The 22,015-nt window shown below is 60.5% G+C and carries 15 protein-coding genes; 10 read left to right on the forward strand and 5 right to left on the reverse strand.

Annotation, left to right across the window (positions count from 1 at the left end; translation table 11 throughout):
• Positions 1–3 precede the first annotated feature (3 nt).
• Positions 4–759: a transcriptional initiation protein Tat gene (locus JX292_RS02400; protein ID WP_239653590.1), complete on the forward strand. Its 756-nt coding sequence runs from the start codon at positions 4–6 to the stop codon at positions 757–759.
• A gap of 33 nt (positions 760–792) precedes the next feature.
• Here the strand turns inward: JX292_RS02400 and JX292_RS02405 are convergent, their stop codons facing one another.
• On the reverse strand, positions 793–1,719 hold the full coding sequence (locus tag JX292_RS02405; RefSeq protein ID WP_204861022.1) for a LysR family transcriptional regulator: 927 nt from the start codon (positions 1,717–1,719) through the stop codon (positions 793–795).
• A gap of 573 nt (positions 1,720–2,292) precedes the next feature.
• On the opposite strand from JX292_RS02405, the gene JX292_RS02410 reads away from it, so the two are divergent.
• The 6 genes from JX292_RS02410 to JX292_RS02435 all read left to right on the forward strand — a co-directional run bounded on the left by JX292_RS02410 (position 2,293) and on the right by JX292_RS02435 (position 12,066).
• Positions 2,293–5,784 (forward strand): bifunctional proline dehydrogenase/L-glutamate gamma-semialdehyde dehydrogenase, encoded by a 3,492-nt coding sequence (locus JX292_RS02410; protein WP_204861024.1) that lies wholly within the window; start codon positions 2,293–2,295, stop codon positions 5,782–5,784.
• Positions 5,785–6,126: 342 nt separating this feature from the next.
• Complete coding sequence (gcvH, locus tag JX292_RS02415) at positions 6,127–6,519, forward strand: glycine cleavage system protein GcvH (protein ID WP_204861027.1); 393 nt, start codon at positions 6,127–6,129, stop codon at positions 6,517–6,519.
• 580 nt (positions 6,520–7,099) lie between these two features.
• Positions 7,100–7,873, forward strand: coding sequence for a MerR family transcriptional regulator (locus tag JX292_RS02420; RefSeq protein WP_204861029.1), 774 nt, complete (start codon positions 7,100–7,102; stop codon positions 7,871–7,873).
• Between the two features lie 733 nt (positions 7,874–8,606).
• On the forward strand, positions 8,607–9,254 hold the full coding sequence (locus tag JX292_RS02425; RefSeq protein ID WP_204861032.1) for a MerR family transcriptional regulator: 648 nt from the start codon (positions 8,607–8,609) through the stop codon (positions 9,252–9,254).
• Positions 9,255–9,567: 313 nt separating this feature from the next.
• Positions 9,568–10,380 (forward strand): ParA family protein, encoded by an 813-nt coding sequence (locus JX292_RS02430; RefSeq protein ID WP_204861034.1) that lies wholly within the window; start codon positions 9,568–9,570, stop codon positions 10,378–10,380.
• 228 nt (positions 10,381–10,608) lie between these two features.
• The gene (locus JX292_RS02435; protein ID WP_204861037.1) at positions 10,609–12,066 is read left to right on the forward strand and encodes a mycothione reductase; all 1,458 of its coding nucleotides are present in this window, start codon (positions 10,609–10,611) and stop codon (positions 12,064–12,066) included.
• Positions 12,067–12,197: 131 nt separating this feature from the next.
• Here the strand turns inward: JX292_RS02435 and JX292_RS02440 are convergent, their stop codons facing one another.
• On the reverse strand, positions 12,198–14,366 hold the full coding sequence (locus JX292_RS02440) for an AMP-binding protein (RefSeq protein WP_204861040.1): 2,169 nt from the start codon (positions 14,364–14,366) through the stop codon (positions 12,198–12,200).
• Positions 14,367–14,455: 89 nt separating this feature from the next.
• On the reverse strand, positions 14,456–15,391 hold the full coding sequence (locus JX292_RS02445) for an alpha/beta hydrolase (protein ID WP_204861042.1): 936 nt from the start codon (positions 15,389–15,391) through the stop codon (positions 14,456–14,458).
• 263 nt (positions 15,392–15,654) lie between these two features.
• Here JX292_RS02445 and JX292_RS02450 point away from each other — a divergent pair, with 263 nt between their 5' ends.
• Both JX292_RS02450 and JX292_RS02455 read left to right on the forward strand, forming a co-directional pair.
• On the forward strand, positions 15,655–16,413 hold the full coding sequence (locus tag JX292_RS02450; protein WP_204861045.1) for a lysophospholipid acyltransferase family protein: 759 nt from the start codon (positions 15,655–15,657) through the stop codon (positions 16,411–16,413).
• A gap of 180 nt (positions 16,414–16,593) precedes the next feature.
• The gene (locus JX292_RS02455; RefSeq protein ID WP_204861047.1) at positions 16,594–17,967 is read left to right on the forward strand and encodes a class II 3-deoxy-7-phosphoheptulonate synthase; all 1,374 of its coding nucleotides are present in this window, start codon (positions 16,594–16,596) and stop codon (positions 17,965–17,967) included.
• Between the two features lie 264 nt (positions 17,968–18,231).
• On the opposite strand, the gene JX292_RS02460 is transcribed toward JX292_RS02455, so the two are convergent.
• Complete coding sequence (locus JX292_RS02460; RefSeq protein ID WP_204861050.1) at positions 18,232–20,028, reverse strand: serine/threonine protein kinase; 1,797 nt, start codon at positions 20,026–20,028, stop codon at positions 18,232–18,234.
• A gap of 166 nt (positions 20,029–20,194) precedes the next feature.
• Here JX292_RS02460 and JX292_RS02465 point away from each other — a divergent pair, with 166 nt between their 5' ends.
• Positions 20,195–20,563 carry an Rv2175c family DNA-binding protein gene (locus JX292_RS02465; protein WP_049332634.1) on the forward strand — a complete coding sequence of 123 codons (369 nt, stop codon included), beginning with the start codon at positions 20,195–20,197 and terminating at the stop codon, positions 20,561–20,563.
• Between the two features lie 218 nt (positions 20,564–20,781).
• Here the strand turns inward: JX292_RS02465 and JX292_RS02470 are convergent, their stop codons facing one another.
• Entirely contained in the window at positions 20,782–21,864 is a 1,083-nt protein-coding gene (locus JX292_RS02470; protein ID WP_430538706.1) for a polyprenyl synthetase family protein, read from the reverse strand.
• Positions 21,865–22,015 lie beyond the last annotated feature (151 nt).

The following is a 22,015-nucleotide window of genomic DNA, read 5'->3' on the forward strand; positions in this document are numbered from 1 at the left end:
ACGATGAATACTTCCCGCCGTACCGCCTTGAAGATGGCTGGCACTTCGGCGATGCTGGTGGCGGGCGTGTCTGTTCAGGATGCGCAAGCTGCGACCCGTTCGGGTGGTCGTCGCTCGGCGAGCCCGCGACCGGTGACTCAACGAGCCGGTAGGGGTGCCGCATCGGCTTACCTGACGCGGGTGCCGGTGCGGTTTACCGAGCCGAGTGTGCGTCTGGAACTGCGCGCGCAGAATCCCGGGGCGGTCACTTCGGTGCCGCTACAGGATCGACCGGCTCGAACTCTGAACCTGCGGAACCTGCCGATTCTTATGAGCATTGTGAACGAGGGAAATACGACTCTGCCGGTGGGTACTCGTCTGCTTATTCGTACTCGAGCTCAGGACTCGGCGACTGGCTTGCTCCTTAGCCCGGAGGCAAGTCTGGTTGTCTCCGGTGGCGAGGCGGTTGCAGCCGGGGCAGGTGGCGCTGGTCCTTCGGTCCTGGTGCCTCCTGTGGACGTCCTTAATCTGCAGGCCTTGGGTCGTGGTGAGCTGAATGGTGCGGTCGGTGCGGGAGGGGAGAACGTGCTGGAGCTGCGCGCGGCTATTCCGGCGGGGCATCGCCTGGAGGTTCGTCTGCGCTACGCGGTAGCTTCGGGGGTGAGCGCTTCACATCTGAGGGGTGTGCACTGCTCGGCTTCCATGGATATGGTTGCGGCGGGGCTATCCCGAGGCTTCCATGAGGTGCAGAGTTCCGGTGTGGTTGCTGCGCTTGCCTAGGCGCTTATAGCTCTGTATTGGCTCTTTAGTTCTTTAGCGTCCGTCGTCGGCTTCGTGCTCGCCGAAGGCCACTTTGACCGCGTGGTGTAGCGCCTCGCGCACCATGGCGATGGCGGGGTTGGCGGCGGATTCGCGGCGTACCGCGGTAAAGATTTTGCGGGAGGGTTTGCCGGGTAGCTCGACGATACGTAGCCCTTCGGTGGTGGAGAGCGAGGAGAGGATGAATCCGGGCACGATGGTGACGGCGAATCCTGCCTTGACGAGGTTAGAGTTTGTGATCATGTCGTTGGCGCTGTAGCGGATGACCGGTTCGAAGCCTGCGGTGCGGCATTGGTTGATGGCCCAGATGCGCGAGGTGTTTTGCTCCATCTCGAGTACCCAGGGCAGCGCGTGCGCTTCCTTGATGGAGGTGATATTCGAGACGCTGGGCACGATGAGGCTGAGAGGATCTTCGGTGAGTAGCTCGGAGTGTAGCTCGGGGTACTCGGGGATGTGGTGGTGCGGGTAGGCCTCGGAGAGCACCATGTCGTACTCGCGGCTGCGGGTGAGGGAGGTGCCGGTTTCGGGGTCGATTTGTAGCACCTGTAGCGTGAGTGAGGGGGCGTGCTCGGCGAGGTAGCTGAGTGCAGCTGGAAGTAGGGCGAAGGCCGCGGATTGGAAGATGGCTAGGCGTACGCGGCCTGCGGGTTCGCCGGTGAGGTTGGCGACGGAGGTCTGCATGCGATCGAGTTCGCGCAGGATGCTGCGGGCGCTTTCGACGACGATGAGTCCGGCGCTGGTGAGTTGCACGCGCCGTCCGATGCGTTGCAGGAGGGCGGTGCCGGTTTCTTTTTCGAGGGTTGCGATTTGTTGCGAGACGGCGGAGGGGGTGAGGCTGAGCGCTTCTGCCGCGGCGATGATGGTGCCTCGCTCTTGGATTTCGAGGAGCATCTGCATGCGTCGGATGTCGTAGATGGACACGGTGTACTCCTGCTTTCTTCCGTGCTTTCGGGGTGGGGTGCTCCCGTGAGGTTTTTGCCTCGGTGGGGGAGTGAGGTGTGCGGGTTGATTCCCTTGTGACTGGTTGTCTCTGATAGTGGACTCTTGTCCATAGTATCGCGCCTCGTGAGAGTCGAAAATATGCCGTATTGATGGGGAAATTGGCCCTGGGGATGGGGGGCTCTTGCGGGTAATGTGCGGATAGTGTCTTGTCTGGGAGCTTTCGGGATTTTAAGAGGGGCTCTGAAGCGTTTTTTGATTCTGCTTTTGATGTGGTTGTTTGTTACGTTCTAGGTTCGCCGGGTGGCTTCGGAAAGTGCTAGCCTGGGAGGGATGGATAGCGGTGTCGCTATTGTTTTGCCTACACTTGCGGGGCACGGTATCTGTGAGGGGTACGGGTGGAACTACCTCTTAGGTTTGTTTAGGAAATCTAAATAAACTTTGGAAAAAACCTTTAGTTTTTCTAATGAGGTGTTCAGCACTTTTTTGTGGTGAAATAGAGACATCGTCAAACGTGGTGTGTACCGCACACAGTGAGATAGTTAGGAGTCGAGGATGACCCATCCTTTCGCATCTGAGCACTACCAGAAGATGGCTCTGGAGGCTCGTCAGCTTGTTCGTCAGTGGGTAAACGAATCCCAGTCGATCAAGCCTACCTTCGCGGCTGAGCAGCTCGCCGGTGTTCTGAAGGACCCCAATGGTCTTCCCTTCACCGTCGGCTTTGTTGACGGCGTGATTCGTCCCGAGGACGACAACGTCTCCGGTCGTAACCTCTCCCGTATTTCTGGCCTGGCACCCTCCTTCCTGCCCTGGTACATGAAGTCCGCTGTTGGCTTCGGTGGCAAGTTGGCTGGCAAGGTTGCATGGCCTACCGTTCCCGTTGCACGCCGCGTGCTGCGCGAGATGGTCGGTCACCTGATTGTTGACGCTTCTGAGGAGAAGCTGGGCGACGCTATTGCAGAGCTGACCAAGACTGGTAACCGCCTGAACGTTAACCTCCTCGGTGAGGCAGTGCTGGGTGACAAGGAAGCAGAGCACCGCCTGGCTGAGACCAAGCGCCTGCTGGCACGCGACGACGTTGACTACGTCTCCATTAAGGTGTCCGCAGTTTCCGGCCCCCACCAGCACTGGGCATTCGACGAGGTTGTTGAGACCGCTGTTCGCCGCCTGACTCCGCTGTACGAGCTGGCTGCTTCTTCCTCCCCCAAGAAGTTCATCAACCTGGACATGGAGGAGTACAAGGACCTGGACCTCACCATTGAGGTGTTCACCAAGATCTTGGACCAGCCTCAGCTGAAGGACCTAGAAGCCGGTATCGTGCTCCAGGCATACCTGCCCGACACCTTGGGTGCAATGCAGCGCCTGCAGGCCTGGGCCGCTAAGCGTGTTGAAGCTGGCGGCGCTGGCGTCAAGGTCCGTCTGGTGAAGGGTGCAAACCTTTCCATGGAGATTGTGGAAGCTGTCATGCACGGCTGGCCGCTGACCACCTGGGACACCAAGCAGGCTGCAGACACCAACTACAAGCGCGTTCTGGACTACGCACTGCGTCCCGAGCACGTGAAGAACATCCGCCTTGGTATTGCAGGCCACAACCTCTTCGACGTCGCTTTCGCCCTGTTGCTCTCTGAAGACCGCGGTGTGAAGGATCGCGTTGAATTCGAGATGCTGATTGGTATGGCTGAGCAGCAGGCAGAAATTGTCCGCCGTCGCGTGGGCCACCTGCTGTTGTACGTGCCCGTCGTGAACCCCAAGGAATTCGACGTTGCAATCGCATACCTGATTCGTCGTCTCGAGGAGAACGCATCCTCCGAGAACTTCATGTCCGGTATCTTCGATCTGGCAACCGACGAGTCCATCTTCAAGCGCGAAGAGGACCGCTTCATGCGTGCTCTGAACTCCGTCACCGACGAGGTTCCCGCATCCAAGCGTAGCCAGAACCGTCTGACTGAGAACGAGGACAACGTCTTCGTACCGGCTGGCCGCTTCGAGAACACCCCCGACACCGACCCTGCACTGGCCGGTAACCGTGAGTGGGGTCGCGCAATCCTTGAGCGCTCCAAGACCACTAAGCTGGGCATTGATATTCTGAAGGCTAACGAGCTGACCAGCGCTGCTGAGGCTGAGAAGCTGGTTAAGGAAACTGAGGAAGCCGGCAAGGCTTGGGGTAAGCTCTCCGGCCACGAGCGCGCAGAGATTCTGCGTAAGGTTGGTAAGGCTATCGCTCTGCATCGTGGCGATCTGCTGGAGGTTATGGCAGCTGAGGCTGGCAAGACCCTGGAGCAGGGCGACACCGAGGTCTCTGAGGCAATCGACTTTGCATACTACTACGCAATGCTGGCCGAGGACCTCGAGAAGATTGATGGCGCACAGCACAAGTCTGTGGACCTGACTCTGGTTGTTCCCCCGTGGAACTTCCCGACCGCTATTCCCGCCGGTGGTGTTCTGGCAGGTCTTGCAGCTGGTTCCGCTGTGATTTTCAAGCCCGCAACCATCACTGCTCGCACCGGTGCCCTGATTGCAGAGATTATGTGGAATGCAGGCGTCCCCAAGGAAGTTCTGAAGCTGGTCAAGGTTGTCGACCGTGAGGCTGGTAAGGTCCTCATCTCGCACCCCGAGGTGGATCGCCTGATTCTGACCGGTGGTTACGAGACCGCGGAGCTCTTCCGTTCCTGGCGTGATGACCTGCCGCTGTTCGGTGAGACCTCGGGCAAGAACTCGATTATCGTCACCCCGAACGCCGACATTGACCTGGCTGTCAAGGACGTCGTTTACTCGGCATTCGGCCACGCAGGCCAGAAGTGCTCCGCTGGTTCCACCGTTATCCTGGTGGGCTCCGTGGCACACTCCGAGCGCTTCCGCCGTCAGCTGCTTGACTCGGTCAACTCCCTGCACGTGGCACACCCGCAGGACATTGAGTCCCAGATGGGCCCCGTCGTTCAGAAGCCCGAAGAGAAGCTGCTGCGCGGTCTGACCACCCTCGGCCCGGGCGAGCGTTGGCTCATCCAGCCGAAGGAACTGGACGAGACCGGCCGCCTGTGGAGCCCCGGTGTTCGTGAAGGCGTCAAGCCCGGTTCCGAGTACCACATGACCGAGTACTTCGGCCCCATCCTGGGCATCATGACTGCTGACACCCTGGAAGAAGCAATCGAGCTGCAGAACGCTCCCGACTACGGTCTGACCGCTGGTCTGCACTCGCTGGATGCCGATGAGCTCGAGCTGTGGCTCTCCAAGGTCCAGGCAGGTAACCTGTACGTGAACCGTGCAATTACCGGTGCAATCGTTCAGCGTCAGCCCTTCGGTGGTTGGAAGAAGTCCACCGTTGGCTCCGGTACCAAGGCTGGTGGCCCCAGCTACCTGATTGCTCTGTCCGATTGGGAGCCCGTCGAGTCCACTGCAACCGCAACCACCCACTCGGTGACCGTGCGCGAGACCCTGGCTACCATTGAGAACTCCGAGCTGGGCAAGCGTGAGGACTTCGCCTTCATCAAGCGCAGCGTCTCCTCTGACGCACACGCTTGGGACACCGAGTTCGGCTTCGGTCACGACCCCTCGAAGCTGGGCGTGGAGCGCAACATCCTGCGCTACGTTCCCACCCAGGTCCTGGTTCGTGCCGACGAGTCTGCATCCGCAGCAGAGACCCTGCGCGTTGTGCTTGCCGGTCTGGCAGCAAACGCACCGGTTGCTCTGTCCGTTGGTAAGGACCTGCCGGTTGATGTCCGCGGTGTTCTGGAGAACAAGGGCGTCAAGTACGAGGTCAAGTCGGACGCACAGTTCCGCGAGTACCTGGCTTCGAACGCTAAGACCCCGGTTCGCGCACTGGCTGGTACCCCGCTGGAAGGCACCCGTATCCGTTACGTCGGTAACGACGTGAAGTCCATCTACTCGGCACTGGGTGGTCGCCCGGATGTTGCAGTGTACTTCGCACCGGTCACCGAGGCTGGCCGCATCGAGATGCTGCCCTTCCTCCGCGAGCAGGCTGTTTCGATTACCGCACACCGTTTCGGTAACCCCAACCGCTTCTCTGAGCGCGTCATCTCTTCCCGCTAAGGTCTGAACGCTCTGAGCCTCCTGCAGAGAGGCTCAGGCACTGACTTCGGGCGATAGGCCCCGTATCCGTGAGGGATACGGGGCCTATCGTTGTTTGTGGGTGCTACGAGACAGCCAGATAGGGGGGCGCTGTATTGTGGCGAGTGGGGCGGTGGCGAGCGCTCCGAGGAGCGGGTGGACAATGCGGTGTTGTCGATGCGGCGTCGGGGGTGTTTGAACGTGCCCCGCGTTACTTCTTATGTGATAATTGTGATACAACGTTCCGCTGTCCCACGTGCGGAGCGATACCGTGCGCGGGAAGGTCCGCGCTACGCAAGAACACACTGAAAGGAAACTGCTGCTATGAGCAACGTTCCCGCAGAACTCTCGTACACTTCCGAGCACGAGTGGGTCTCTGCTCTCACCGCTGAGGGCACCGTCCGCGTCGGCATTACCGATCATGCTCAGGATGCTCTGGGTGACGTCGTGTATGTTGATCTTCCCAGCGTTGGTGATTCCGTAGCTGCTGAGGAAAGCTTTGGCGAGATTGAATCCACCAAGTCTGTCTCCGACCTCTTTGCGCCCATCTCCGGTGAGATTGTTGCCGTCAACGAGACCCTGGAGGATGATCCTGCCCAGGTGAACTCTGATCCTTATGGTGAGGGTTGGATTGTTGAGATTCGTCCTGAGAACGCTGACGACTTGGCTAACCTGCTGGATGCAGAGGCATACAAGGCTGAGCTGGACAAGCTTTAAGCTTCAAGAACTCACCCCTGTGGGGGATTTTTAGAGTTGAAACGGCGAGACTGAATTGGTCTCGCCGTTTTTCTTTGTAGATGCACACAAACGCAAATAAACAGGCATCCTTGAAGCTTTTGGCGAGGGTTGCTGAAGCCATTGGGGGAGAGTGAAATAGTGCTAAACCCCAAGTGGGGGCCTCTTTGAGGTTAAATGTGATGAAAACTTCAACCATAGCAAGAAGATAAAATTTTCCTCGTAAAACAGTCCAATATTTGGAGGGTATGTTTATCTTATGGGTTTCTTGCTAAAATTGGTACCATTACTGCCAGATTGTGTTTGGAAATGTGGTTGTTTTGGGGTTTTAGCGGACCCCGGGATGTCCTTTCTGAATAGCGAAATGCCTTGTGAAGCTATAAGATTGTCTGGAAGGTTCATGGTTTATCATTTCGTGATAAACAAATAAACTGATCTATCACACTCTCAACACAAGAAGCAAAGACAACCGGCACGAAGCGACACCCCTCCTCGGAGGAACGCACTATTCACTCAACTCGGTGCGTAACGTAATCGACTGGTACATACCCGAAAGACATAGATGACCTCACGCATCGATGATGGCTTCAGTGCCTCTGAAGCCGCACTAGATAGCGCGGAGCGCGGTGCCTCTGACCGCAACCCGCGCGAGGTGAAGAGCCGAACCATTGGTCAGGTTCTGAGCCAGCTCGACCTGGAATTCCCCGGGATTAGTGCCTCCAAGATTCGATTCCTGGAGGAACGAGGCCTGGTGCATCCCAGTCGTACCGAGACCGGATACCGTAAGTACTCTCAGACGGATATTGAGCGTCTGCGATACATTCTCACCATGCAGCGCGATCACTACATGCCGCTAAAGGTAATCCGTCAGCATCTGGATGATTTGGAGGCTGGTCGTGTCCTGAACTCCATGCCGACCACCGTCAGCGAGGAAGTCCTGGACAGCGTCCTCGGAACCAACGGGCAGGAAGGCCGTACCTATACCCTGCGCGAGTTGGCCGAATATGCGAATACCACCCCCGAGCTCATCCACGACCTGATTGACTTCGGTCTTCTGGAGGATGGCGCGGACCATGAGTACACCGACTATGACGTGCTGATTGCCCGCGTTAGTGCGGAGCTGACTCAGCACGGTATTCAGCCCCGCCACCTGCGCGCCTTCAAATCGGCCGCAGATCGCGAGATTTCCCTCGTGGAAATTGCTGTAGCACCCCTGGCCTCCCGCCGCGATGCGGCATCGCAGGCTCAGGCTCAGGATCGAGCCGATAAGATTCGCAAGCTCTGCCTGCAGTTGCACGCAACTCTCGTCGAGTCGGCTATGCCCACCTACGAGTAGGAGGGCGAAGCTGCGGCACGGTTCCTTGACTAATCGGCCGCGACCGGGCGGTGCAATCCGTCTTCCCCCTGGGATGCGCCCTTGCGGCGTAAGCCCGAGGTTACCGTTCATACATGGACGGTAACCCCCTAAGATTTGGACGAAGCTGCTTCTCGTACGCGGATTTCTACCCCTTCGTCCAACACGAAGAGCTTCTACGCCAAGGGGCTCCCGGCCTGCCAAAGGCTATTCACTTAACTCAGTTGCGAATGCGCGCCAATCTGCGGATTGGTACGCATTCGCTATTTAATGCAGAAAATAACGCCGGGGGATCGGGGAACACGGCACCTAACGAAGGATTGTTCCTCGGTGAGGATGCGCCTTCGTGGGTGCCCTAGCAAACGTCTCGCGTGTGGGTTTTGTGAGCGCAATGGGGTGTTGCGTTCTGAGCGGCCCCGAGCGGATAAAGAACGACTCTCACGGTGAGTTCGATTTTAAGTAGGGCTCCGTATCGGTTAAAATGAAATGGACAGACCGCGCCTATCGCGCACCGGTCGCTCTGTCGGCCCTCAGCCCGTTCCCATACCGAACGGTGTATATGAGGCGATATCGGCCGCCGATTGATGGGGCGCGGTATATCGCTTAACGGCTCCCATCACGCCCACGGGGCGTCTGGGAATCAAGCGAAAACTAGCTAGATGCGTGAATGGGCATTCTGTGAGTGCCGCAGGACGAGGACACTAAAGGAGGGGCCATGGTGGAGCACCAGACCGCCGGACAGGCCGGCGAGAGCGCAGGCGCTGGCGAGGCATACCTGGGCTTTGACCAGCCCCTGGACGGTTTCGACGCACTTTTCCCCACTGCACCTCCGCCGCGCGGTGAACAGGGTGTGCTCTTCGCCGACCCTGTCTCTGTGGTGGAAGAGAATCTCGGTTACCGCGGTGCCGTCGCCTGCAAGGCTGCCGGTATTACCTACCGCCAGCTCGACTACTGGGCCCGCACCGACCTCGTGGTTCCCACCGTGCGCGGCGCCTCCGGGTCCGGAACCCAGCGCCTCTACAGCTTCCGAGACGTCCTCGTGCTCAAAATTGTGAAGCGCCTGCTCGACACCGGCGTGTCCCTACAGCAGATTCGTCTCTCCATTGAGCATCTGCGAAGCCGCGGCCTGGATGACCTAGCCGATATCACGCTCATGAGTGATGGCACTACCGTGTACGAGTGCACCTCGCCCAGCGAGGTGATTGACCTGGTCCAGGCCGGTCAGGGTGTTTTCGGTATCGCCATCGGTCGCGTGTGGCGAGAAATCGAGATGAACCTTAACGGTCAGCCCGGCGAGGAAATGAATGAATCCTTCGAAGGTGACGAGCTTGCCGCTCGCCGCGCTCGCCGCGCCCAGGCCTAGTGCCTAGTACCGGCCTGACTTGCCGGCCGCCACTGCGGGGTTCCAGCCTCACAGACCCCATACTTTTTCTTCTGCCTGCCCGAGCATCAACGATGCGCGGGCAGGCAGAACGCTATCTGGGGGGGGCAACACTGATGGACGCAAAAATAATGGGTGCAAAATGACGTAAAGAGACCACGGGGCGGACGTAACGAGCAAATATTCAAGGATAGGTTGAGAAAATACTCACGTTACCCCCTGTCAGGTCCGGAAGAAGCACCGGGATTCGCTAGAATGAAGGAGCATTACACCTCACTCATATCACGGATTCTCAATGTCCCGAATCGTTAGTATCAGCAGTCTCAAGGGCGGCGTGGGTAAAACCTCCATCACCCTGGGACTCGCCTCGGCGGCGCTACACAGCGGCCTTTCCGCACTTGTTATCGACCTTGACCCCCACGGAGACGCCAGCACCGGCTTAGCCGTCGACGAGAATATCCCCGATGTAGCCTCCCTGATTGCCAGCCCCAACGAACGAGCCTTCGCTGATGAAGCCGGAGAATCCGCCTGGAACAGGCTGGTGGGTAAACCGACCCTGCTAACGAACACCCCCGTCGATACCGGCAGCGTACGAGTAGCCCGCGGGTCGGCGCGCTCCACCCTCGTGGACCGTCAGGAGGCGGCACCGTTCATCCGCCGCTTCAAGCGCATGGTGGATGCCGCGGCGGACGCCTACGACGTGATTCTGATTGACTGTCCGCCTTTCCTGGGCACGCTTTCCTCGATGGGCTGGGCCGCCAGCCAGCGAATTCTCTCCGTGGCGGAGCCCTCCCTCTTCTCGGTGGCCGGTACAGAACGCACCCTGCGCGCCATCCTACGCTTTCAGCAGGAGAGCGGCACAAGCATCGACGGAGCCGGGGTCGTCATCAACAAGATGCGCCCGGATGACAGTGAACACCAGTACCGCCGCGACGAGATGCGCTCGCTCTTCGGCGACCTCGTGGCCGAGCCTGTCCTGCGAGAAAGCCCCGTACTGCAGCGAGCTCAGGGCGCCGCATATCCGATTCATTTCTGGCCTGATGAGGAATCCGTTGAACCCGCCGTGGACTTTACCCGCCTGCTGGTTGGGCTCATGGCCGACCTGTAGGCCTACCGCCCAGGGCTGAGGGGTTGTGTAATCGGGGTGTGGGTGTCGCTTCGTATCCCTGTTTGTTGGTGTGGTACCAGGCTTCTTACCAGGCTTCTGAGGGAATAGCCGTGCTCCCCGACGCGTTATAGTGGCAGTGAAAGAGCCGTGCGCTCGCAGGAATCCCCGGGCGCTTCGGCGCGGGGCCGCGGTCGTGCCGCAGACAAGACAGAGAAAGAGAAGAACATCGTGAGCATCGAACACCTGGAACGTATCGACGGGGTAGCCCAGTACGACCTCATCGTGATTGGTTCCGGCTCGGGCAACACCCTCATCGGCCCCGAGTGGGACGATAAAAAGGTCGCCCTGGTCGACGGAGGCATCTTCGGCGGAACCTGCCTGAACGTAGGCTGTATTCCCACCAAGATGTTCGTCTACCCGGCCACCGTCGCCGAAAAGACCCGCGAAGTCAAGCGCCTAGGCATCGACGCGCACGTGGATGCCGTGCACTGGTCCGAGATCCGCGACCGTATCTTCGCCTCCCGTATCGACCGTATCTCTGAAGGAGGCCGCGACTGGCGTGCCGGCCTGCCCAACGTGGACTTCTATGCTCAGTACGCGCACTTTGTCGGTTCGCACACTCTGGAACTGACCGACGGCACTCGACTGCACGGTCGACAGATTGTGATTGCCGCTGGCTCTCGCGCCGTGTTGCCTTCCGTGCCCGGCATCGATTCGCATAAGGTGTACACCAATGACACCATCATGCGTCTGGATGAGTTGCCCGCCCGCATGGTCGTCATCGGCGGTGGCGTGATTGCGGCCGAGTTCTCCCACGTCTTCTCCGCCCTCGGTACTGAAGTCACCCAGATTAACCGCTCCTCCCGCCTGCTGCGCGGTGTGGACGCAGAGGTTGTGGAACGCTTTGAGGAAGCCGCAAGCAAGCAATGGACCATCGTTAAGGAAGCCTCCCTCGTCGAAATCCGTGAGAACGGTGACGGTAGCGTAACCGTCGTAGCGAAGCGCACCACCGAGAACGATGAAGAACTGCTCGAAATCCCTGCGGACGCTGTGCTTGTGGCAACCGGTCGCCGCCCCAACACCGACACGCTCAACGCAAAGAACTACTTCGATGTGCAGGATGGCGGCCAGCTCAGCGTCGACAAGTACCAGCGTGTGCTATACAACGGCGCGCCCGTACCCGGCGTCTACGCCCTCGGCGACGTGTCCAGCCGCTACCAGCTCAAGCACGTGGCCAACCACGAGGCACGCGTCGTGCAGTACAACCTCAGCCACCCCGAGGACCTGCGCGCGAGCGACCACCGCTACGTGCCGGGTGCCATCTTCAGCAACCCGCAGATTGCCTTTGTTGGTATGACCGAGGAACAGGCTCGCGAGGCCGCCACCCGCGAAGGATTCGAGATTACCGTCAAGGCACAGAACTTCGGCGACACCGCCTACGGCTGGGCAATGGAAGACAAGATTGGTCTGTGTAAGCTGATTGCCCGCAAGGACAACGGTGAACTGCTCGGTGCGCACCTGGTGGGTGAAGAGTCCTCCGTGCTCATCCAGCCGCTGCTACAGGCAATGAGCTTCGGCATGGATGCGCGCACCCTCGCACGCGGCCAGTACTGGATTCACCCGGCCCTAACCGAAATCGTGGAAAACGCCCTGCTCGGTCTGGAGTTCGACGAGCCCGTCAACTAACGCCGACCGGCTCGGCTCACAGAGTAACGCTCAAGCGCTCAGGCTCTGAGTGTTGAGGCAAACATAGAGGAGGGGGTTGTACCTAAGCGGTACGACCCCCTCCTCACATATTTATGACCAGATAGTGACGACTAGGAGCCTTCGCCTTCCGAACGCTGAGCATCTGCCTTCTTAGCATCTACACCCTTAGCCGGGGTAGCCTCATGCTCGGAACCGTCGTTAGCCTTCTCAGATTGCTCGGCGTCTTCCTTAGCCTCAGCCTTCTCATCCTGCGGCTTCTGCAGACGTTCCACCGCCTGCTCACGCAGCTCCTCAAACTTCTCAGCCGCCTGGTCACGGAACTCCGCCAGACGCTCAGCCTGCTGATCGGCGTACTCGGCCAGGCGCTCGGCCGCTTGATCACGCAACTCCACAAACCGCTCCGTCTGCTCGGCGGCGTAATCCTGCAGACGGGACAGCGAATCCGACGTGGTGGCGGTGACCCGGCCGTACATTTCGTCCACATAGGAGGAGAAATCCTGCAGCACCTTCGCACGGCGAATCTTGTGCGAGGGGGTCAGATAGCCGTCCTCCTCGGTCAGATCGCGGTTCATGATGCGGAACTCCCGGATACCCTCGGCGCGCGAGACCAGCTGGTTTGCCTCATCCACAATCCGCTGCACCGCGGCGCGTACCGCCGGGTGCACGGCCGCCTCCGGGATAGAGAGCGAACGCGGCAAGCCCAGGTGCTCAAGCTGCTCGGGCAGGGTATCAGGATCCAAGGTCACGAGGGCCGCGATGAAGGGCTTCTCATCACCCACCAGCATGGCCTGAGACACCAGAGGAGAAGTGCGCAGATGATTCTCCGCGATGCCCGGAATAACGTTCTTACCGCCGGCAGTGACGATGATTTCCTTCTTGCGTCCCACAATCTTCAGCAACCCGGCCTCGTCAAACTCGGCCAGGTCACCGGTCCGGAACCAACCGTCCTCGGTGAATGCCTGGGCATCCTCTTCAGGGTTCTTGTAGTAGCTACTAATCACGCCCACGCCACGAACCAGAAGCTCGCCGTCCTCAGCAATGTAGCCTTCGGAACCGGGGATGAGCGGACCAAGCATACCGATCTGGTACGGGTTGATGCGGCCAACCGCAATCGGGGCGCAGGTCTCGGTCAGACCGTAGCCCTCGATGACCTGCACACCCACCGCGTGGAAGAAGTGCGCGAGGCGCTCGCCCAGCGGACCGCCTCCGGAGACAGCGTAGCGTAGCTGCCCGCCCAGGGCTGCGCGCAACTTGGAGTACACGAGGCGGTCGTACAGGGCGTACTGTGCTGCCAGCTTGACGGGCACATGGCCCTCAATCTTCGCCTGCGACCAGCGCACCGCAATATCGGTGGAACGCTCGAAGAGAGCCTTATTGAACTTACCGCCCTTAGCAGCCTTTGCCATAGCGCCCTCGTACACCTTCTCAAAGACGCGGGGCACCACCAGCAGCATGGTCGGCTTGAAACTATCCAGGTCAGACGCCAGGTTCTTGATGTTGGGGGAGTGGCCGATGACTAGGCCAGCATCCAGTGCCAGCACCTGAATCAGACGCGCCAGAACGTGTGCCAACGGCAAGAAAAGAATGGAGGAGTTGCGGGGGTTCGCAATCTCAGGCTCGACCATCTTGGTATTGACGCTCAGGTTCAGGAAATGGCCGTGAGTCAGCGCGCAACCCTTGGGGCGACCGGTTGTACCGGAGGTGTACACAATGGTGGCGAGGTCGTCGCATCCGGCTGCGGAACGTACCTGCTCCAGATGCTTATCGCTCACCTCGGATGCGCGAGCGCTCAGGGTATCGAGGTCGCCGTTCTCAATGACCCAGCGGTACTTCAACTGCATGGGCTCTTCGGTCGTTGAGGCGAACTCCTCAGCCTCTGCGATGCGGCCTAGGAGCTTCTCATCCTCAACGAAGACGGCGGTGGCTTCAGAGTGGGCGAGCGCCCATGCCGCCTGCGCGGGGGCGTTCGTCTCGTACACCGGCACAGAGATAGCGCCTGCGTACCAGATTGCGAAGTCAATGACGGTCCACTCGAAGCGGGTGCGGCTCATAATGCCCACACGGTCACCCGGACGGATACCCGCAGCAATCATGCCCTTCGCCAGGTCGGTCACCATCTGGTGGAACTGCTGGGCACGCACCGGCTGCCAGTTACCCGGAGACATCTGTCGGCGGTACAGCACCGGGTTGGAGCTATCGGCTCGGTGGCGCTCAACAATGCTTGTCAGGTTCAGCGAGGGGTCGACAATGACCTCTGCGGGAGAAGAAAAGACTTTCATAATGGGCCTTTCGGTTGGGGCGACCTCTGCACGGGGTACGCCCCGATGCGGCTCGATGGGAGTCGCGGAATGGAATACGGTGCCTGCGCCTACGGGGTGATGCAATCTGTGGGAGCAGGGGGAAGGTCGTGGGTTATTGCAGTGACGAAATCCTGGAGCGAGGTGAGTACATACTCGGCGTCATAGTCGAGTGTTGCCACATGGTAGCTACGGGTTAACCATCTAAATTCTACAGGAGCTGAACAATGTTCGAGAAAATATTTATGGGAGCTATCCGACACAGTGTGATCGCCCAACGAACGAAGGTACAACACCGGTGCCTTCAGACGCGGTAGCAGCTCGCGGGTTTCAGCCCCCAGCAGGTGCAACTGATACACCGAGGCGGTGGGCGTCAACCGGTACGCACCCTCACTCACGCCCGGAATAGCGATGTCCGAGCCTACAGATTTGAGCGCTGGCAGAAGCCTCGAGACAACTCCGGCGTGACGCATCAGTGGGTTCACATCCACCACATAGGGGTTAATAATCGCGGTGCCGAGCACCGGCAGACGCGCGGAGAGATTCACGGCCAGCGTGCCACCCATCGACAGGCCAATGACAACAACCTGAAGGCCCTCACCGGCGAGACGGAGATAAGCCGACTCAACCGAGTTTAGCCAGTCGCGGTAAGTCGTGAGGCGCATGTCCAACCAGCGGGTACCGTGCCCAGCGAGCAGAGGCATCTCAACAGGGTAACCCAACGCCGCAAAATGCTCGGCAACAGGGCGCATGCTGTGCGGGGAACCGGTGAAACCGTGCACGATGAGGACACCCACACCGGAATTTAACCCCTCAGCCGCACGGGAAGCCTCGGCACCCTGGACCTCCGGCCGGAAAGACAGTGGGGAATGGTCGAAGACATTGGGGTCGCGCCCAAAACGGCGCTCCAGCATCTCCCGTACCTCCCGGGTAGCCAGGAGGCGGCGCTCGCGAGCCTTGCGCCGCATACGCTTGATTGGCTCCAACGAGCTATCAAAAATACTCATGGCCCTCCTAGAACGATGCTGGTGTCGCGGGATATTGACCGGCGGGGGAGAGGCGCCCGTTGCCTCTCGGCCTTAGAATACCGCGCCCGTCTCGATAGCACCTGTGAGGTAAACCTGCAGAGGGAGTGCCGGCAGCGGATTGAGTGTATAGCCAACCCGCGCTGTGTATTCTTCATGATGCGAGCACAGATTTTGATGGGGGTCGGAGAGAACCGTACGGACAGGCTAGAATTGAGCCGGGAATATTCAGAGAGGAGATCCCCATGCCGACCACCGCCCTGTACCGAAGCCTCAAGATCCTTGGCTCACCCCTGCTGACGGGCCTGTACCACCACGAGGTGGTGGGGCTAGAGAACCTGCCCGAAGGCCCCTTCATCGTTGCCAGCAACCACTTGGCTTTCTGCGATTCCATTTTCATTCCGCTCGCCCTGCCGCGCACCGTGAATTTCCTTGCCAAGAGCGACTACTTTACGACTCCGGGACTCAAGGGACGTGCCATGGCGGCCTTCTTCCGCGGCGTGGGGCAGCTACCCATGGACCGCTCCGGCGGCCGAAAGAGCCAGGAATCCCTCAACGCCGGCGCGCGGGTGCTTGCCGAGGGCGGCATCATCGGCATTTACCCCGAGGGTACGCGTAGCCCCGACGGCCGCGGCTACCGCCCCAAAGTGGGTGTGGCCCGCCTGGCCCTTGAGTCACGGGTCCCCGTCGTCCCTGTTGGCCAGATTGGCACAGACCTGATTCAGCCCTCCGGTACGAATCGCATCCACCTGCGCCACGAGGGTGAACTGATTCACGTGCGCACCGTCATCGGTAAGCCCCTCACCTTCGAGGAGTACACCGCCGATGTTGAGATTAGCTACCGTTCCCAGCGTGAGGTCGCCGATACCATCGGCACAGCAATTCGCGCTCTGAGCGGGCAGGAGTACGTCGACGTCTACGCGGATCGTGTCAAGAAGCTCATGGCCGACGAGCACCTGAGCGCCGACGAGGCCGTAGCGCGCCTGCAGAACGAGAAGCGCTAAAAAGCCTAGATAGGCGGGATGACTACGTCATCCAGCCCGGCTAGGGGCTATCTGAATCCTGAGATGAAGCCCCTGCCCGGGACGTTCTTAAACACCGCAAGAGTACAATGGTTCCATCTCTTCCCCTGCCCGCGCGGGGCCGAAAAGATGCCGCACAAGACCATCCCGACGGAGTGAATGATGAGCACCCAGAACCTCAACATCGCGCAGACCAACAACCACGGTCTGGACAATTGGCGTGAGCTACACATTGACCAGCAGCCCACCTGGAGCGAGCACGAAGACTTCGCTAGCACCATCGCAGAGCTGAACTCGGTTCCGCCGCTTGTCTTTGCCGGTGAGGTTGACGCCATGCGCCAGGCGCTCGGCGAGGTGGCTGAAGGTCGTGCATTCCTGCTGCAGGGCGGCGACTGTGCAGAAACCTTTGCGGGCGCAACTGCGGATAAGATTTCTGGCCGTGTCAAGACTATCCTGCAGATGTCCGCGGTGCTTACCTACGGCGCCTCCATGCCCGTGGTGAAGATGGGGCGCATGGCTGGCCAGTTCTCCAAGCCGCGCTCTTCCGACACGGAAACCCGCGGTGACGTCACCCTGCCTTCCTTCCGCGGTGAGACCGTCAACGGTTTCGACTTCACCCCCGAAGCTCGCGTGCACGACCCCAAGCGTATGCTGCGTGGTTACCACACCAGCGCATCCACCCTGAACCTGGTGCGTGCCTTCACCAAGGGCGGCTTCGCCGACCTGCGCGCAGTGCACCAGTGGAACCGTGGCTTCACCTCCAACCCCGCCCACGAACGCTACGAAAAGACCGCTAGCGAAATTGGCCGCGCCCTCAAGTTCATGGAAGCCTGCGGCGTGAACTTCGAAGCCCTCAAGACCACCGACATGTACGTCGGCCATGAGGCGCTGGTTCTGGACTATGAGCGTGCCCTCACCCGCATCGACTCACGTACTCACTTGCCTTACGACACCTCCGCGCACTTCCTGTGGATTGGCGAGCGCACCCGCGGTGTCGATGACGCCCACGTGGACTTCCTAGCCAAGGTGCGCAACCCGATTGGCGTGAAGCTCGGACCGAGCACCACCGCAGAGGATGCCCTCGCCCTGATTGATAAGCTCGACCCGAACCGCGAGCCCGGCCGCCTGACCTTCATCACCCGTATGGGCGCGAAGAACATTCGCGAGAAGCTGCCCTCCATCGTCGAGGGCGTACAGGCCGAGGGGGCGAAGGTCGTGTGGGTGACCGACCCGATGCACGGCAACACCATCTCGGTTCCCTCCGGTTACAAGACCCGCCGTTTCGACGACGTGCTCGACGAGGTTCGTGGCTTCTTCGAGGTGCACGAGGCCCTGGGCTCGTTCCCCGGCGGCATCCACGTGGAGATGACCGGCGACGACGTAACCGAATGCCTGGGCGGCTCCGACGCCATCGACGAGGCAGCACTGGCTGACCGCTACGAGTCCCTGTGTGACCCGCGTCTGAACCACTCGCAGTCCCTGGAAATTGCGTTCCTGGTCTCCGAGTACCTCAAGAACCGCGGTAGCCGCGGCTAACGAGGCTTTCGCGTGATTGCTTGGCGTAAGCGGTCATGACGCGCTAACGGGCCCGGCCCCTCAATAGTTGAGGGGCCGGGCCCGTATTGTTTAGTGAAGACGGCGTTTGGCGGAGACGGTGCTTGGCAAAGAGGGGTGCTTGGTTCGTCTCGGGGGGGGGCGAGAAGAGAATCTGAACCCGGTGGCATAGAGATCCCGGCGGATTCCGATGAATCCAAGCGAATCCAAGCGAATCCAAGCGGCTGAGCATCTAATAGCCCAGACCTAATAGCCTAATCCGAAGAAGCTCGTGAAGTTCTTCCACCACTCCGACTGCAGGATAGAGGTAGCAAGCCACCACCCGCCGAAGCTGGCGCTCATGCCCAGCAGGATCACTAGTAGCGCCCATACACCCATCGCTATGCCCGAGGGGGGAGGGGCGAGCTCCCGCACCGGTAGCCTGCGGTCGCGATGGGTAGCCTCCCGCAACGCGAATTTGGAGGTCTCAGAGCCGGTGCTTCCACCAGAATCTTGCTGAGAACCCTCCGCAGTATATGCCTCGCCCAGGCTCTCGGTGCTTCCGGGGTAGTCAGGGTAGGCGTTGAATGCGCGCTCGGCGTGGATAGGGGCGTACTCCCCGAAAGTCGAGATAAACTCCTGCTCGGTCTGCGGCCCGATGCCGACGGGACCTCCACCGCTGACGGACGGCATGGAAGCCGCACCCCCGGCGGGCGCATCTGATGCAACGGGTGAAGTGCCGGAGCTTTTCAGATCCTTTGACTCCCGCGAATCATCGGACTCGCTGGACTCGGCGGCATCAGCGGCAGCCGAGGCCTCGGGGGCCGAACTCTTGAGCGGAGGAATGCCCTCCGGGTTGAGAACCGAATCCTCCGCGTCCACATCGGCCAGATGAACCCCATCCTGGGAACCGATGAGCAGGCTGTCCGGGGAATAGACATCGTAGGCGAGCAGGTCCCCGGCATCACTAAACGCGCTGATGGGGGTGTTGCGCACCATCTGTCCCGCGCCGCTACGCTCAGCGATATCGGCCACCGCCTCCCACAGACTTGAGGTAGGCTCCGGGACGCTCGGAGCCCGCCAGGACAGCTCGGACTCGCCGAGAGACTCGGAAACCTCCTTGAGAGAGGCGAAAAGCTCGGTGGCATCCTTGGGGCGGGCCTGCGGTTGCTTGCGGGTGCACCAGGCAATAATCCCGGCCATGTCGCGGTCGATGCCCGGGGCGATATCGCCGAGCGGAGGCATCTCAATATTGGCGTTGTGGTACAGCACCTGCTGGTCGTTCTCCAAACCCACAAAAGGCAGTCGTCCCGCCAGCATACGGTACATCATGACGCCGAGCGCAAAAATATCAGCCGGCGCACCCACCTTCACCTGCGGGTCCAGCACCTCCGGAGCCACGTATGCGGGGGTGCCCATGGGGGCACCGGAATCCACCTGATCATCGCGGCGAGACAGACCGAAGTCCGTCAGTTTCACCTGGCCGTTGGCGTCCAACAGAATATTGCCAGGCTTAATATCGCCATGCAGGTAGCGGTTGGCGTGCACCTCCGAAAGGGCATCCACCACCGGCAGCAGAACCTCCAGCGCCTCACCCATGCTCAGGGCGCGCCGCGTGCGCAATAGCTGGCTGAGCGTGCATCCGTGCACGTACTCGAGCACGATATACATGACCATCTGCCCGGCCACATACTCGGTACCCGAAGAGATGACACCCACCGTATGCCCGCCGCCCACCTGGCGCATTGAGCGTTCCTCGCGGTGGAATTTCTGCCGGTTGGCGGCGTCCTGCGCCAGAGCCGGGGAGAGGATCTTGAGCGCCACCGGATTGTTCGACCATAAATCCAGTGCGTAGTAGACCTCGCTCATGCCGCCGCGCCCAATCAGCGAACCCACCTGGTAGTGCCCCTCAATGATGGCGCCACTCAGCCACTCCGAAGAGCCGACCGTAGCACCCTGTGCGGGCGCGGTGGTGGCCGGAGGAACCGTAGAAGAGGATGGAGGATTCGAAGGTGATGAGTGAGTGCGCGCGGAAGAACGGGGGCGCGGGAGGGGAGTATTCATACGGCCTCTATCTTATCGCTCGGCCCCATCGCGCGGCGGGGAAAAGGTCACCGGGAGGGTAATACCCAGCTGATTCTAAGGCAACCGGTCGCGCAGATTGCGATGTTCAGCGCCGGTGAGCGGGTTAAAAGTGGTAAATATGAGTCGGCTCTGGCACTCTTAAAAGGTGACTAACGAAAACATTGCTCAGACCTTCGCCCTCGTCGGCGATTGGGTCACTATTCCCGATATTGCGCAGGCCCTCGATTTGAAGGTGACCCGCGTGCACAACCTGATTTCTGACGGTACGCTCATTGCCCTGCGCGACCCCGAAACCAACGTGCGCAAGGTTCCCGCGCTGTTCCTGAACGGTTCGCGCGTACTGGAATCCCTCAAGGGCACTCTCGTGGTGCTGAAGGACTCCGGTTTCAGCGATGAAGAAGCCATCGTCTGGCTGTACACCGAAGACGAATCCCTGCCCGGCCGCCCGATCGACGCACTGATTGACGGCCGCAAGACCGAGATTCGCCGCCGCGCCCAGGCCCTGGCCTGGTAACACCGAAGAGCAGAGACGCAACGCGGAGGCACAGGGGCCGGTAAATATCCCGGCCAAGGCGGTCTTCGCACGGCGGGAACTCAACTGATACAACACGGATGGGGTAGCGTGAATGCTACCCCATCCGCTGTTGTTTGTTTAACGGCCTCTTCGCCAGGTACCTCACTGCTTTCTGAGCACTTCAGGGCGAAGGGCGTGCGGTGCTAAAGACTGCCCGTTTAGGACTTGCGGCGCAGCGCGCGGTCCACGATATCACTCAACGCTGCGCGCACGAGCTCGTCGAGCTCCAGCGCATCCAGAGCCTCAAAGACCGCACGAGACTTGTCTTCAATGAGCCGCTCATGCTCGGCGAAAGCGCCCGACGATACCATGAGCTCGCGGATGCGCTCCACCTGCTCATCGCTCAGGTTGGGGTTGCCCAGGCCGTCGTGCAGGAGCGCCGCCTCCTGCTCGCTGAGGGCCGCGGAGGTCAGCGCCACCAGGGCGGTGCGTTTACCCTCGCGCAAATCGTCACCGGCGGGCTTGCCGGTCACCTCGGGTTGACCGAATACGCCCAGCTCGTCGTCGCGCAACTGGAAACCCTCACCGAGCGGCAGGCCGAAGGCACGGTAGCCAGCTAGCACCGGATGCTGCTCGCTGATTGCGCCAGCCCCGCTCTCCAAGGCCCGAGCCTGTAGAGCCAGGGCCCCGCCAATCGTGAAGGGGTGCTCGCACGAGTACTTGGCGGACTTGAAACGAATCACGTTGAGCGCTCGATGCAGGGCCGAATCGGCGTCCTCGGTGTCGAGCACCTCGGAGTAGACGTCCAGGTACTGCCCAGCCAGAACCTCAGAACGCATCCGGTCGAAAATGGTGCGTGCCGGGGAACCGTATATTGCGCCCTCACCTAGGGAAGCGAAGACCTCCGCGGACCATGCGAGGGTCAGGTCGCCGGCCAGGATGCCGCCGGTCAGGCCGTAGTTGAAGGCGTCGCCGCGCCAGTTATTCTGCTCGTGCGCGGCCTCGAAACGCTTGTGCACGGAGAGTGTGCCGCGGCGGGTGTCGGAGCGGTCGATGATGTCGTCGTGAATGAGCGCGGAGGTCTGGAATAGCTCCACCGCCATGCCGGCCTTCACGATGGACCAGGAGCCGCGTTGCTCGGTGACGGGTGCGCCCCCCGCACCGCGCCAACCCCAGTAGCTCAGTAGCGCGCGCAGACGCTTGCCACCGATGGAGAGGGACTCGATGGCCTCCAGCAGGGGCAGGGTTTCGGGGGAGATGCCTTCCAATAGTTCGCGCTGCGCGGCAAAGAACTCGACCATCAGGGTGTTGAAGGCGTTCAGGTAGGCGCTCTGCTCGCGTTCGAGAGCCTCGGCGATGCCTGCGGGCAGCTCTGCGGAGCCTCCGGCGGGAGAAGGAGTCATCATACTATCCTCGGTGTATGTGGGGATGACGGGCATGAGTGCGGTGTGC

This window comes from Rothia mucilaginosa, assembly GCF_901875305.1.
Lineage (GTDB): Bacteria > Actinomycetota > Actinomycetes > Actinomycetales > Micrococcaceae > Rothia.